The sequence below is a fragment of the Streptomyces sp. NPDC090021 genome (assembly GCF_044748225.1).
Lineage (GTDB): Bacteria > Actinomycetota > Actinomycetes > Streptomycetales > Streptomycetaceae > Streptomyces.
In genome coordinates, this window is sequence record NZ_JBIVFO010000009.1 from 111,503 (window position 1) to 125,001 (window position 13,499).

The window sequence follows — 13,499 nt, forward strand, 5'->3', positions numbered from 1 at the left end:
GCGGCGTCAGACCTCCGGGCGCAGCATCGGCGGATTGAGCAGGGTCGCCCCGCCGGCCCGGAACAGCTGGGCCGGGCGCCCGCCCTGACGGGTCGTCGTTCCGCCGGCCGGCACCAGGAAGCCGGGAGTGCCGGTGACCTTGCGGTGGAAGTTGCGCGGGTCCAGGGCCACCCCCCACACGGCCTCGTACACCCTGCGCAGTTCCCCGACGGTGAACTCGGGCGGGCAGAAAGCCGTGGCCAGGGAGGAGTATTCGATCTTCGAGCGGGCTCGCTCCACACCGTCGGCGAGGATCTGCGCGTGGTCGAAGGCGAGGCCTGCGGAGCCTTCGTCACCGAGTGCCAGGAGCTCGTCGACGGGGGCCCAGCGCGCGCTGTTGGCGTCACCACCGGCACGGGGCGCGGGGAGGTCCGGAGCCAGCACCAGATGCGCCACGCTGACGACACGCATGCGCGGATCCCGCTTGGGGTCACCGTAGGTGGCCAGCTGTTCGAGGTGCGCCCCGTTGCCCGCGCCCGGCATGGCGGGGTCGTGCGCGCACAGGCCGGTTTCCTCGGAGAGCTCTCTGGCGGCGGCGGCCGCGAGATCCTCCTCGTCTCGGACGAATCCGCCGGGCAGCGCCCAGCGCCCCTGGAACGGCTGCTCACCCCGCCGGACGACCAACGCGCAGAGCGCGTGGCGCCGCACGGTGAGCACGACCAGGTCGACGGTGACTGCGAAGGGCGGATAGGCCGACGGGTCGTAGGGCGACATGCCGCGATCATAGTCGTCTGCCTGACGATAAACAGCGCTTTGGTGACCTTGAAGACAACGGCCCGCGGGCCGGCGGGTGTGCCCGGCGGGCGCGGCCTGCGATGTACGCGGTCCGCGAGCCGCGGTAGGAACGTCACGGTCCGCAGCAAGCCCGTCCCCGGCACCCGGCTACCCACCCAGTTGGAGCGCATCCGCGGCCTCCTCCACCATGCCGAGGCCGAGTCGGCCGACCCGGACGGAGAAGGGCTCCCCCGCCACCCGCAGACCCGCGAGCCGGATCGCGCCGAGGGGGGCGCCGGGGAGCGGCACGAGGGCGACGGTGCCCGCGGGGGCGTCGGGACGGATTCCGGCGAGGGCGGTCAGTACGTGGATCCCCGCGGCCGCGGCCACGGCGGCGGGACGGCAGGCCGCCGGGTGCGGGACGGGAACGCTGCCGGCGGTGCGCTGCTCGGCGGCGAACATCTCCGGCAAGCGGTACCCGAAGGCTTCCGCCGCGTCCAGGAGTCCTCTGAGCAGGCCTGCCGCCTCCTTCTCGAAGCCCGCCGCGGCCAGGCCGGACGCGGCGACGGCGCTCTCGTACGCCCGTACCGCACCCGAGCGGTGGCCGAAGGGGTTGTGTCCGGGCTCCTTGAGGGCCATGCTCCGCAGCCCCCATCCGCAGTCCATGCCGGGGGCACCGAACAGCCGGGCCAGTTGCTCGGTCCGGGTCCGGTCGAGGAGCCCGGGGGCGAGCCGGCCGCCACCTGCGAGACCGGTGTCGAGCAGATGGGAGGCGGCTCCGGTCAGTCGGGGCAGCGGCCGACCGTCGGGGTGCAGGGCCGCGGCCGGCCGGCCGCCGTCCGGGCCGTCGATCCAGAACCTTTCCCGGAACCGCTCGCGCAGCTCGGCCGCCCGCTCCCGCCACTCCTCGGCTCCGGGCCGTCCGCATCCGGCGAGGAGGTCCGCGCCGAGCACGGCGGCCCGGTGGGCGTGAGCCTGGGTCTCACAGCGCCGGGGGCCGGGGTCGGGATCGGCCAGGAAGCCGTCCTCGCCGAAGGCGCCGCGCAGCCAGTCGAGGCACCGCTCGGCCGCCGGCAGCAGGCGGGCTACCTCCTCCTCCGCCATGCCCCAGAGGCGGGCTTCGGCGAGCACCGCCGGAAAGGCGAGGGTCGCCTCGGTGCCGGTGCAGGCCGGCGGCAGTTGGGGGCCCGCTCCGCGCAGGGGCCCCGGGATCCTTCCCACGTCGGTCCCGTGCCCCGCGGCCTGCGTCCGGGCGAGGATGCGCAGGGTGGCGGCGGCGAGCCCGGTCCCCAGCGGCAGCGCCATACGGGCGGTCCAGAGGGACTCCGCCGGCGCCAGTCCGAGCCGCCAGGGCACCCCGGCCACCGCGAAGACGTCGCCGGGCTGCTCGGGGTCCCGGGCGAGCAGCGCGCCCAGGTCCTCGACGCTCGCGCGGAACCACGCCTCGGCCCTCGGGTCGTCCCCTTCGACCCGGGCGTCGGCCAGCGGGTTCGCGACATGGCCGACGGGAGCCCGCACCACCCGGTCCTGTGTGGTCCGGAGCTCGATGGTGCGGGTTTCGCCCGGGCCCAGTTCGAGTTGCCAGCGCAGCAGCCCGGCCGAGGCGACGGCGTCGTCGGGCGCGGGCTCCGCCGTGGTGACGGCTTGCGCTCCGCCCGTGCTCCAGCGCAGGCCGGCCGCGTGCACGCCCGCGGGCAGCTCCGGCCCGGCCTGGCCGGCGGCCACGGCGGCCAGCTCCGCCAGGTCGGTGCCGAGCAGCACCTCAACGGGGAGGCGTACCGGCCGGGCCGTGTAGCTGCGCAGGGTGATCCGTTCGGTGCCGTCGGCGTGACGGACCCGTTCCACACCGATGTCGGGGTCGGGGCCGGGCTCGGCGCCGGTACGCACGGTCGCGGTGAAGGCGGCGCGGTCCGCCCCGAGGCTGCGCCCCTGGAGGGCGACCGGTTCCCGGCCTCCGACACGCAGCACGCAGCGGGAGAGGAGCCGGCGCCCGGAGCGGTAGACCCCGTCGATCCCCCGCCCGGTCAGCTGGCCGTGCTCCGGCGAGATGACCAGACAGGGGGCTGCGACGCAGATGACGGCGCCGTGCACGGGCGGCAGCTCGGGCCTGCGGGCCGCGGGCACGCCGACTGGGCGGGGAGGTGCGAGGTGAGACATGTGTCGCCTTGTCTGCGCTCCGGTGGGTTCAGATGGGCGGTGGCGCGGCCGGGGCGGCACCTCCCCCCAGCTGAACGCCCCCGCCCCCGCGCGGGTCACGGGCCGCGGCTGCGGCCGGGTGCCCTGCGGGCGGAGCCCGCTGCCCGGGGCCGGGCTCGGCGCACCGCGGAGCAACCGCGCGGGTCGGCCGTGCAGCGGCCGGCGCGCGCTCACTGCCCGCTCCCCGCGGTGCGGCGGGACCCGCGCCGGGGTGCCGTCCGACCCCGCCGGCCGGGCGGCCTGGTCACGGCGGCGGCCCGGCTGCGCCTGGGCTCCCGGCGGCGACGCTCCTCCCTCAGGCACTGCCGCAGCCCTTCGGGGTCGATTCCCTCGTTGCAGGCGTGGTGGAGCAGTTGGGCGAAGCGGTATTCGGCGTCGGCCCGCAGGGCCAGGCCGAGGGCGATCCGGGCGGTCGGTTCGTCGCCGGTGGACCAGGAGACCCAGCCGGCCAGGGTGAGGGGTGCCGCGGCGTGCTCGCCGTAGGCGCCGACACAGCGGCGGGCGAGGGCCCGCCACAGGCGCAGGGCGGGGGCCGCCTCCTCCCCCTCCATCCACTCGGCCGCGATGTCGCGGACCTCGCGGTCCTGGAGACCGAGGATCAGTGAGGCCGCCTCGTCGTGGCCGAGCAGCGCGTCGTCCCAGTCGTCGCCCCGGGTGCCGCCCTCGGCGGGTGGTGCCAGGGTCATGCGCCGCATCAGGTCCTGTGCCAGTGTGATCGTCTCGGCTCCGACCTCCTCCCGGGTGGCCCCGTGGAGGATCCTCGGCATCAGGGCGGCGGCGGCCCGGTCCAATGCCCGCTCCGCCTCCTCGGCCAGGGCCCCGCGCAGGGGCGCCAGCCTGCCCTCGATCTCTTCGAGGGAGCCGCGGATCCGGAGACCGGCGAAGGTGGCGGCGGCGGCCATCACCGAGGTGCCGACCGGGGCGAGCGGCCTGCCCTCGGCAGGGCAGCACCGTTCGTCGGGACAGACGTAGGACCAGAAGCGGCCCGCTGACAGGCACAGGGCTTCCAGCACCGGCACGTCCAGGGCGCCGCAGGCCAGCCTGATCCGCTGGGCGAGCGGCCGCAGCCGGGTCATCACGCCCTGGCCGTCCTCCTCCCCGCGAGGCTCCTGGCAGAGGTAGACGACGATGCCGTCGGGCCTGCCCCCGCGTCGTTCGCTGCCCCGGACGAGGCAGTCCGCGACCTGGCGTGCGGTGTCCTCCCACTCGGCGGGAGCGGCGGGGATACCGACGCGGAGCCGGCCGCCGAAGCGCCCGCCCTCGCCGTGCACGGCGACCATGACGAGGGAGTCGGACGGGTGGAAGCCGAGCATGTAGGGCAGTGCGTCGGCCAGTTCGGCCGGGCTGCGCAGGGTGATCTGAGGTTCGTCGGTGGTTCCGGCCGGGCTGGTGAAGAACCGGTCGGACGGGCGGCGGGATTCGCTGTTGTTCGTCATGCCCCGAAGGTCCCGTGCCCGATCCGATCCCGAAAGCCCTGTGGATAAGTGTTGACGCTTCAACTTCCACAGCGCGCGAGCAGCATTGGCGCGATGTCGGAGGCATCGGGTTGCATGGGGGCATGAACGCAGACCTGAGGTTCTCGGCCGACTCCGTACTCGCCCGTCTCGTGGGGGACCCCACGGGCACCGCCCGGCTGCGCGAGGACCAGTGGCTCGCGATCGAGGCCCTCGTCGCGCACAAGCGGCGGGCCCTGGTGGTCCAGCGCACGGGCTGGGGCAAGTCCGCCGTGTACTTCGTCGCGACGTCGCTGCTGCGGGCGGCGGGCGCCGGACCGACCGTGATCGTCTCTCCGCTCCTCGCACTGATGCGCAATCAGGTCGAGGCGGCGGCCCGGGCCGGGATCCGCGCCCGCACCATCAACTCCGCCAACCCCGAGGAGTGGGAAGGGATCCAGGCCGAGGTCGCGGCGGGCGAGGTCGACGTCCTGCTGGTGAGCCCGGAGCGGCTGAACAACCCGGACTTCCGCGACCAGGTGCTCCCCAAGCTCTCGGCGGCCACCGGCCTGCTCGTGGTGGACGAGGCGCACTGCATCTCCGACTGGGGGCACGACTTCCGCCCCGACTACCGTCGGCTGCGCACCATGCTGGCGGACCTGCCGCCGGGTGTCCCGGTCCTCGCGACGACCGCCACGGCCAACGCCCGCGTGACCGCCGACGTCGCCGAGCAGCTGGGCACCGGCGCCGGCACGGACGCGCTGGTGCTGCGCGGCCCGCTGGACCGCGAGAGCCTCAGCCTGGCGGTCCTGACCCTGCCCGACGCGGCGCACCGGCTGGCCTGGCTCGCGGACCACCTCGGCGAGCTGCCCGGATCCGGGATCATCTACACGCTGACGGTGGCGGCGGCCGAAGAGGTCACCGCGTACCTGCGCCACCGCGGGCACACCGTGTCCTCGTACACCGGCAAGACGGAGAACGCCGACCGCCAGCAGGCCGAGGACGACCTGCAGGCGAACCGGGTCAAGGCGCTGGTGGCCACCTCCGCCCTCGGGATGGGCTTCGACAAGCCCGACCTGGGCTTCGTCGTGCACCTGGGGTCGCCCTCCTCGCCGATCGCCTACTACCAGCAGGTCGGCCGTGCGGGCCGTGGTGTGGAGCACGCTGAGGTCCTGCTGCTGCCCGGCCGGGAGGACGAGGCGATCTGGCAGTACTTCGCGTCGGTCGCCTTCCCGCCCGAGGAACAGGTGCGCCGCACCCTCGACGTCCTCGCCCAGGCGGGGCGTCCGCTGTCCCTTCCCGCCCTGGAGCCGCTGGTCGATCTACGCCGCACGCGGCTGGAGACCATGCTGAAGGTCCTCGACGTCGACGGCGCCGTGCACCGCGTCAAGGGTGGCTGGACCTCGACGGGTGAGCCGTGGGTGTACGACGCCGAGCGGTACGCCTGGGTGGCCCGCCAGCGCGCCGCCGAGCAGCAGGCCATGCGCGACTACGCGGCGGCCACGGGCTGCCGGATGGAGTTCCTGCGCCGACAGCTCGACGACGAGGAGGCAGCTCCCTGCGGACGCTGCGACAACTGCGCGGGGGCACGGTTCACCGCCGAGGTGACCACCACCGCTCTGGACACCGCGCGTGGTGAGCTCGGCCGTCCCGGTGTGGAGTTGGAGCCTCGCAAGATGTGGCCGACCGGTCTCCCCGCGGTCGGTGTGGACCTCAAGGGGCGTATTCCCGCCGGGGAGCAGGCCTCGACGGGCCGCGCCCTGGGCCGACTGTCCGACATCGGCTGGGGCAACCGGCTGCGCCCGATGCTCGCCCCGCAGGCTCCCGACCAACCGGTTCCGGACGATGTCGCGCAGGCTGTCGTCTCCGTGCTCGCCGACTGGGCCCGGGGCCCCGGCGGTTGGGCCTCCGGGGCCCCGGACGCACCGGAACGTCCGGCGGGTGTGGTGGCGCTGCCGTCGCGCAGCCGCCCCCAGTTGGTGGGTTCGCTGGCCGCACGGATCGCCGAGGTGGGGCGGATGCCCCTGCTGGGCACGGTCGCCTACACCGATCAGGTGCCCGAGTTCGGGCTGGCGTCCTCCAACAGCGCCCAACGGGTCCGTGGTCTCCACCACGCCCTGGCCGTTCCGCAGGATCTGGCTGCGGCGCTGGAGCGGACGCCCGGACCGGTACTCCTCGTGGACGACCGCGCGGAGAGCGGATGGACACTCGCTGTGGCTGCCCGACTCCTGCGACGTGCAGGCGCAAAGGAGGTGTTCCCGCTGGTGCTGGCGCTCCAGGGGTGACCGATGCGTCGTTCTCGGCGTGGCGGGGCAAGGATATGAACGGCATACCGGCGAATTCCGGTCGGCGTCATCAATTGCTCGTTGCCGCATGCTCGGAAGCCACGCGAGAATTGGAGTGCTCCCGCTCGGCTCCTCGGCACCCTCCTGGGCCGTGCTGCGGCGCGCCCTGACTCCAGCCGTGCCCGTCCGCGGGCGTGTACCCGAAGGGAGGAACGTGACCTTCGGATTCACGCCGCCTTCGACTTCGTCTCTGGCAACTGCCACCGGCGCGAGCCGGCACGGCAGACTGCTGGAACCGTCCGAGTGGACGTCGGCGGGCATTCCCCTGTTGCGCAATCCACGCGAGGTCGTCAGCGGGCTGCACTCCCGGCACAGCCCGGTTCCCTCGACCGCGGTGATCGCCGTCCTCGGCCCGGAGGAACAGCTCGTGGCCAGCGCTTCCTTCGTGCAGCGCTCTGCGTCGGCCGACGGCTGGGAGTACCGCAACGCCCTGCTGTCCCGGCTGCGCCGGGTCCTTCCGCACGACCTGCGGCGACGGACCCCGGTGCGGACGGCCGTGCTGCTCTACTGCCGCGAGGGCGACGAGCGGTGGACCCCGGAGGACGGGGCGTGGATGTGGGGGCTGCGGGACGCCTGCACGCTGCACGGGCTGCGCTGCGGTGCGTACATCACGCTGACCCGCGACGGCTGGCAGGTGCTGGGCGAAGGCCGCGGCGGCCGGCGGCCCAGCTCGGACTCGCGGCCCCAGCGGCTCGGCGACACGGTGGCCGAATTCGCCCCGCTCGCCCTGCACACCGGTGGCGGCTCGGTCGAGGCCCTGCGCCGGACCGCCGCGCGCTGAATCCGTAGCGACACGCGGCCCCACGCGGCCTTCGTTCTTCGTTCTTCGTTCGCGTTGGCACAGCCCGCTCGCGGGCAGGCCTCACGGCCGTACACCCGGGACCGGGCGTACGGCGGATCAGGCTTCCGGCACCCTCGTGGGCGCCCGCACGGACGTCGGCTCAGGCCACGGCCCGCGCCTCGGCCCGGGCTTCAGCGGGGCCGGCTCGACGCCCGCCCCGCCCCTCGCCCGCGCCGGGGTACAGGGCGTCAGACGCCCGCACCCAGCACGGAGTTGATCTGCTTCGGGTCGCCGCACACGATCAGCAGCGCACCCGCCCGGGTGAGCGCGACCGGCAGGGAGCCCGCGACGGTGTCGACCGAACCGCCGTTGGCCGCGAAGACCACGACGGGACGGCCGGCGGCACGCTCGACCTGCGCCGCGTCCGCGTAGAAGACGTCGTCCCCGGCGTCGTGCAGGGCCCAGTACGCGGCCTCGCCGAAGGACAGCTCATGAGCGGCCCACGGGTGCGGGTCGCCGGTGGTCAGCACCAGGATGTCACCGGGCGCGCGCCCGGTGTCGAGCAACAGGTCCACGGCCTCTTCGGCCGCGTCCAGCGCTCCCTCGGCGGACGCCGGGATCAGCTGGATCTGGGGCACCGCCGCCGAGACGGACGGTGCGGTGGGGGCTGCGGGAACGGGTCCGGGGGTGGCCTGCGCCGCACGCTGCGCGGGGGGTGCGGGCCGGGCGGGACCGGGGCGGCCGGGCCGCGGGACGGCGGCCGGACGCGGACCAGGTACGGGTCGGGGGGTCTGCGCGGGGCGGCTCGCGGCCGGCGTGACGCGGGGACCCTGGGCACTCTCGTGAATCTGAGGCTCCTCGATGGCGGGGGTGAGAGGCATGAGTTGATATCTATCAAACACCGGTACGAAACGTACCGGGCGGTGGCACATGGGTGCGATCAGAAATCGAAGCCGAGTTGGCCTCCGTTTTCCAGCTCCGTCGACTCCTCGCCGCGGCGCACCTTCTTCATGTGGCGCCACCTGGGCAGCGCGTCGAGGTACGACCACGACAGCCGGTGGTAGGGGGTGGGCCCCCGCTCCTCCAGGGCCGCCCGGTGCACGGGCGAGGGGTATCCGGCGTTGGCGGCGAAGGCGAAGTCCTCGATTCCACCGCCCTGTTCGCCGAGTTCGGCCATCATGCGGTCGCGACGGACCTTGGCGATGACCGAAGCCGCGGCGACGGCGATGCAGGACTGGTCGCCCTTGATCACCGTACGAACCCGCCAGGGCGGGCCGAGATAGTCGTGCTTGCCGTCGAGTATCACCGCGTCGGGCCGCACCGGCAGGGCCTCCAGTGCGCGCTGCGCCGCGAGCCTCAGCGCGGCCGTCATGCCCACTTCATCGATCTCCTCGGGCGTGGAGTGCCCGAGTGCGTAGGCGGTGACCCAGCTCTCCAGGACGTCGAGCAGGGCGTCGCGTCGCTTGGGGGTGAGCAGTTTGGAGTCCGTGAGACCGGCGGGCGGCCGGCGCAGGCCCGTGATCGCCGCACACACGGTGACGGGACCGGCCCAGGCCCCTCGTCCGACTTCGTCGACCCCGGCGATGATCTTGGCGCCGGTGGTTGCACGGAGGGAGCGCTCGACGGTGTGGGTGGGTGCTTCGTACGGCATGGCGCCAGCAAGGTTACGCCGCCCCGGGCCCGCTGCACACCCCCGCCCCGACCCGACCGGTACGGGATCGGTCACGAACCCCGTCCCACCGGGCCCCCGACCGCCCCTTCCCGTCTCACACCCTGAGCAGTGGCACCATCACCTCGTCGATCAACTCGGCGACGTCCCCCTCCGTCCATTCACTACCGCACACCTTGGCCCGGTACATCAGCATCGCCGGGATGACATCCACGACAAACGGACCGGCAGCGTCCGGTCTCACGTCTCCCCGCTCGATTCCGCGCAGCACAAGCTCCCTGATCAGGCGCCGGGCAGGCTCCTGCAGCCCGGACCAGATGACACCGCGGAACCGATCCGCCGTCTTGTGATCGCATTCGTGAAGCACCGACCAGAGAGCCTGTCCGGCACGCGAGTACATGACGTCCCGCGCCCGCAGGCACAGCAGGTGGAGATCCTCACGGACCGAGCCGGAGTCGGGAATCTCACCGATCCCCGGCAGGCCGGTCCGCAGCGCCTCGGCCACGAGGTCCGCCTTCGAGTGCCAGCGCCGGTAGAGGGCGGCCTTGCCGGTCTGCGCCCCGGCGGCGACACCCTCCATGGTGAGCGCGTTCCATCCGACCGTGCTCAGCTGCTCCAACGCCGCGTCGAGAATCGCCCGTTCGAGTTCGGGACCCCGCCTGCGCCCCGGCGACGCCGATGACCAGCGCGAACCCACCATCTCTCCACCCTCCGACCGGCCCGAGACGCCGCCGCATACATTTCCAGCCTTAGTGAACGCTTGCGTTCACTAACTCCGGCTCCTACCGTGGACCCCGTAGTGAACGACAGCGTTCACTATTTCACTTTGGGGGGGATCCTCAGTGACAGGTTCTCAACTCGCCGTGCCCCGGATACCGGGCGCGGCACGCCGGGAGGGCCGCCCCGGCGTGGCCCTCACCGTCATCGCCGCCTGTCAGCTCATGGTCGTCCTCGACGCACCATCGTGAACATCGCGCTCCCGCACATCCAGACCGCTCTCGACTTCAGCACCACGGACCTCTCCTGGGTCCTCAGCGCCTACACCCTCACCTTCGGCGGACTGCTGCTGCTCGGCGGCCGGGCCGGCGACATCCTCGGCCGGCGCCGGGTCTTCCTGGCCGGAATCCTGCTGTTCACCCTGGCCTCCCTCCTCAGCGGCTTCGCCCAGGAGCCGTGGCAGCTACTCGCCGCCCGGGCCCTGCAGGGAGTGGGCGGCGCGATCGCCTCCCCCGACCTCGCTCGCCCTGATCACGACGACCTTCGCCGAAGGCCCCGAGCGGAACCGGGCGTTCGGGGTGTTCGCCGCCGTCTCCGCGGGCGGTGGCGCGATCGGCCTGCTGGCGGGCGGGATGCTGACCGAGTGGCTCGACTGGCGCTGGGTGCTCTTCGTCAACGTGCCGATCGGCGTGCTGATCGCGGTGCTCACCCCGCTCTACATCAGCGAGTCCGAGCGTCACCCCGGCCGTTTCGACATCGCCGGAGCCCTCACCTCCACCGGCGGCATGGCCTCGCTGGTCTACGGCTTCATCCGTGCCTCGGAGGAGGGCTGGCGCGACCGGCTCACCCTCGGCTCGTTCGCCGCGGCCCTGGTACTGCTGGCGCTGTTCGTCGTCATCGAGTCCCGGGCCCGCGAACCGATCATCCCGCTGCGCATGTTCGCCGACCGCAACCGCACCGGCACCGGCACCGGCACCGGCACCGGCACCGGCACCGGCACCTACGTCATCATGCTCGGCCTCGCCGCGGCCATGTTCGGCATGTTCTTCTTCATCGTCCAGTTCGTACAGAACGTGCTGGGCTTCTCCCCGATCCGGTCGGGGCTCGGGTTCCTGCCGGTCACGGTCGCCATCGTCACCGCCGCGGGCCTCTCGGAGCGCTTCCTGCCGCGCTTCGGCCCCAAGCCCTTCATGGTCATCGGGTCCGCGCACCGGCACCGGGCTGGCCTGGCTGACCCTGCTGCGCACCGACAGTTCCTACCTGTCCGGCGTGCTCGGACCGATGCTCCTCTTCGGCTTCGGCATGGGCCTCAACTTTGTGACGCTGACCCTCACCGCCGTCTCCGGGGTGGACCCGAAGGAGGCCGGTGCGGCCGCCGGCCTGCTGAACGCCAGCCAGCAGGTCGGCGGCTCCCTCGGCCTGTCCATCCTGGTCACCGTGTTCGGCGCGGCCAGCCGCGAGGCGGCCACGCAGCAGGTCCCGGCCTTCCTGGCCCAGGCGGATCCGGCGGCCGCCGCCGCCTTCCAGGAGACCGGACGGCTGCCGGATCCCTGGGGGGACCTCGTCCTCGCCCAGGGCATCTCCACCTCGTTCATGGCGGCCGTGGCCATGGCCGGCCTCGCCCTGACCACGGCCCTGCTGGTGATCCGCGTGCGCAGGAGCGACCTGGAAGCCCTGGCCGGGGCCGCCGCCAAGGCCGGTCCCGCCGCCTGAACGGCTCCCGCACGTACGGGTGGGCCGGGCGCGGGGATCTCCGCCGCGCCCGGCCCGGTACCCGCTGCTGCGCCGGCCTCAGTACTCCGTGCGGCTGCCGAAGGTGCCCAGGCGGGAGCAGACCTCGTACGAAGCCGTCACCGGTCGCTCGCGCAGGACCTGCCGGGCCCGGTACTCGCCCATGCTCATCGCGTACCAAGGAACGTCGCCGGCCCGCGACATGTCGTCGTTGATCCCGCGCAGGGCACAGGACCGCTGGGGCTCGGGCAGTCGGTCCAGAGCGGGAACGGCGTCCGCCGACAGAGACTGGAAGTAGGCCAGGTCGATCTTCTGGTCCTGCTCGAAGCGGGCCACGTTCCGCTCGGCGACCATCCCGTCCGGGGACAGCAGGCCGAAGGCCAGGACCGCGGCGGCGGCACTGCCGGCGACCGCGCGGGGCAGCCAGCGCGCGCCGAACACCCCGGCCGCCATGATCAGTACGATGACCAGCCCGAGCCACAGCTCCATGGCGGCCACCGAGACGCGCAGCCTCGTCAGCCCGTACGCGTCCACGTACAGGTCCATGCGGCGCAGCGCGGCGGCGACCACGACAAGCGTCAGCGCGCACAGGGTTGCGAGGACCACCCGGACGAGGCGCCGGTCGCCCGCCCCGGAACGCGGGGCCCAGCGCAGGGCGAGCGCGATCACCGCGAGGGTGAGCAGGGTGGCCCAGAGCAACTGCCAGAATCCCTGACGGGCGTACTCGGCGTAGGTGAGGCCGGTGCTCTCCAGGACCTTGTCGTAGCCGCCGAACAGGACGGCCAGCTGCACGGCGTTGAAGCCGGCGAAGAGCAGGTTGAGCACGACGAGTGGCAGGGCCCACTCGATCCGGGAGCGCGGCTTGCCCGGGGCCACCTGGATGCGGTCCCAGCGCAGCGGGGCGGCCGCGGTGCGGGCCGCCGCGACCGCGATCAGCGCGCCGAGGACGAAGAGCATGAACCGGACGGGCCCGTCCTCGACCGACACGTCGGGCACGAGACCGCCGAGGAGGTCGGCGAAGGCCGCATCCGCGGAGGCGAAGAGCGCGCCGAAGAGCACGAGCAGTGCCAAGGCCACGGCCGTGGCCTTGGCGACGGGCAGCCAGCGGTCCTTGCCGATCCCTCCGCGTGAGCGCAGTCCCTTCAGGGCCCAGGCGATGCCGGACACGGTGGAGTCGGCGAATCCGAGCGGGCTGAGGAAGACCCCGGGCCAGGTGCGGCTGCCGTGGAGAGCGAGCGCACCCAGCAGTACGGCGGCCAGGACCGCCAGCGTCGACGGCCAGGCCGAGTCGCGCAGGCCGGGTACGGCGAGGAGCGCGAGGCAGCCGATCACCCAGGCGAGGGTCCAGGGCCGGGCCCTACGGCCGGCCACGCGGGCGGCGGTGTACGCGGCGACGACGACGGGCACCACCGCGAGCAGCAGGCCGGGGCCCACGCCGTCAGCCAGGAGCAGCGCGGCGGCGAGGCCGGAGGCGAGGACGGTGACGAGGGTCGCGGTCCGGATGGGAGCGGCCTCGGCCGGGCGCACCACCGTGGCCCAGGAGGGCTTGGCGGGCTGCCCCGGGGGCGCCGGTCCCCAGGGGCGCGGCTGCTGTGGGTGATGGTGCGGCTGCCAGCCCGGCCTGCCGGTGTGCCCGCCCGGCCGGGGCCCTGCCGCCTGGGCGGGCGGGCTACCCGCCGGAGCCGCAGGCGTGGGCGAACCCCCTGTCGCGGCATCGGTGTCGGCCGTCTTCGGCCGGACCTCGTCCGCCCCGCCGGTGTTCTCTGACATCGGGTCCCCTCCCCTGTCGGCCACCCCGGTGTGCGGGTCGGGGCGGCGATGAGGACAGGTTAGGCAGCCGACGGGCAGTTTTGAACAGGATCAAAAGCGTGCTG

General features: G+C 73.6%; 9 protein-coding genes and 1 pseudogene. 3 read left to right on the forward strand and 7 right to left on the reverse strand.

Annotation, left to right across the window (positions count from 1 at the left end; genetic code table 11):
• Positions 1 to 6: 6 nt before the first annotated feature.
• The 3 genes from ACIPXC_RS09270 to ACIPXC_RS09280 form a co-directional block, all read right to left on the reverse strand.
• Complete coding sequence (locus tag ACIPXC_RS09270) at positions 7 to 753, reverse strand: NUDIX domain-containing protein (RefSeq protein ID WP_046779647.1); 747 nt, start codon at positions 751 to 753, stop codon at positions 7 to 9.
• Between the two features lie 168 nt (positions 754 to 921).
• The gene (locus ACIPXC_RS09275) at positions 922 to 2,910 is read right to left on the reverse strand and encodes a glycogen debranching N-terminal domain-containing protein (RefSeq protein ID WP_401615163.1); all 1,989 of its coding nucleotides are present in this window, start codon (positions 2,908 to 2,910) and stop codon (positions 922 to 924) included.
• A 209-nt stretch (positions 2,911 to 3,119) separates the two neighbouring features.
• Positions 3,120 to 4,385, reverse strand: coding sequence for a DUF4192 domain-containing protein (locus ACIPXC_RS09280; protein WP_401615165.1), 1,266 nt, complete (start codon positions 4,383 to 4,385; stop codon positions 3,120 to 3,122).
• Positions 4,386 to 4,507: 122 nt separating this feature from the next.
• On the opposite strand from ACIPXC_RS09280, the gene ACIPXC_RS09285 reads away from it, so the two are divergent.
• Both ACIPXC_RS09285 and ACIPXC_RS09290 read left to right on the forward strand, forming a co-directional pair.
• The gene (locus ACIPXC_RS09285; protein ID WP_401615166.1) at positions 4,508 to 6,667 is read left to right on the forward strand and encodes a RecQ family ATP-dependent DNA helicase; all 2,160 of its coding nucleotides are present in this window, start codon (positions 4,508 to 4,510) and stop codon (positions 6,665 to 6,667) included.
• A gap of 214 nt (positions 6,668 to 6,881) precedes the next feature.
• Positions 6,882 to 7,508, forward strand: a complete 627-nt coding sequence (locus tag ACIPXC_RS09290; RefSeq protein WP_386454593.1) for a hypothetical protein — start codon at positions 6,882 to 6,884, stop codon at positions 7,506 to 7,508.
• 248 nt (positions 7,509 to 7,756) lie between these two features.
• Here the strand turns inward: ACIPXC_RS09290 and ACIPXC_RS09295 are convergent, their stop codons facing one another.
• The 3 genes from ACIPXC_RS09295 to ACIPXC_RS09305 all read right to left on the reverse strand — a co-directional run bounded on the left by ACIPXC_RS09295 (position 7,757) and on the right by ACIPXC_RS09305 (position 9,877).
• Entirely contained in the window at positions 7,757 to 8,389 is a 633-nt protein-coding gene (locus ACIPXC_RS09295) for a hypothetical protein (protein ID WP_401615168.1), read from the reverse strand.
• A 59-nt stretch (positions 8,390 to 8,448) separates the two neighbouring features.
• Entirely contained in the window at positions 8,449 to 9,159 is a 711-nt protein-coding gene (locus ACIPXC_RS09300; RefSeq protein WP_401615170.1) for a ribonuclease HII, read from the reverse strand.
• Positions 9,160 to 9,274: 115 nt separating this feature from the next.
• Positions 9,275 to 9,877 carry a TetR/AcrR family transcriptional regulator gene (locus ACIPXC_RS09305; RefSeq protein ID WP_401615172.1) on the reverse strand — a complete coding sequence of 201 codons (603 nt, stop codon included), beginning with the start codon at positions 9,875 to 9,877 and terminating at the stop codon, positions 9,275 to 9,277.
• 142 nt (positions 9,878 to 10,019) lie between these two features.
• Between ACIPXC_RS09305 and ACIPXC_RS09310 the strand changes: the two are divergent.
• Positions 10,020 to 11,607: pseudogene (locus tag ACIPXC_RS09310) on the forward strand (MFS transporter).
• Between the two features lie 78 nt (positions 11,608 to 11,685).
• Here the strand turns inward: ACIPXC_RS09310 and ACIPXC_RS09315 are convergent.
• Complete coding sequence (locus ACIPXC_RS09315) at positions 11,686 to 13,395, reverse strand: DUF4153 domain-containing protein (RefSeq protein ID WP_401615174.1); 1,710 nt, start codon at positions 13,393 to 13,395, stop codon at positions 11,686 to 11,688.
• Positions 13,396 to 13,499 lie beyond the last annotated feature (104 nt).

Excerpts from the sequence above, each read along its gene's own strand:
- ACIPXC_RS09295 (WP_401615168.1), bottom strand. The coding sequence starts at position 8,389 with ATGCCTCTCACCCCCGCCATCGAGGAGCCTCAGATTCACGAGAGTGCC.
- ACIPXC_RS09300 (WP_401615170.1), bottom strand. The coding sequence starts at position 9,159 with ATGCCGTACGAAGCACCCACCCACACCGTCGAGCGCTCCCTCCGTGCA.
- ACIPXC_RS09270 (WP_046779647.1), bottom strand. The coding sequence starts at position 753 with ATGTCGCCCTACGACCCGTCGGCCTATCCGCCCTTCGCAGTCACCGTC.
- ACIPXC_RS09305 (WP_401615172.1), bottom strand. The coding sequence starts at position 9,877 with ATGGTGGGTTCGCGCTGGTCATCGGCGTCGCCGGGGCGCAGGCGGGGT.
- ACIPXC_RS09315 (WP_401615174.1), bottom strand. The coding sequence starts at position 13,395 with ATGTCAGAGAACACCGGCGGGGCGGACGAGGTCCGGCCGAAGACGGCC.
- ACIPXC_RS09285 (WP_401615166.1), top strand. The coding sequence starts at position 4,508 with ATGAACGCAGACCTGAGGTTCTCGGCCGACTCCGTACTCGCCCGTCTC.
- ACIPXC_RS09275 (WP_401615163.1), bottom strand. The coding sequence starts at position 2,910 with ATGTCTCACCTCGCACCTCCCCGCCCAGTCGGCGTGCCCGCGGCCCGC.
- ACIPXC_RS09280 (WP_401615165.1), bottom strand. The coding sequence starts at position 4,385 with ATGACGAACAACAGCGAATCCCGCCGCCCGTCCGACCGGTTCTTCACC.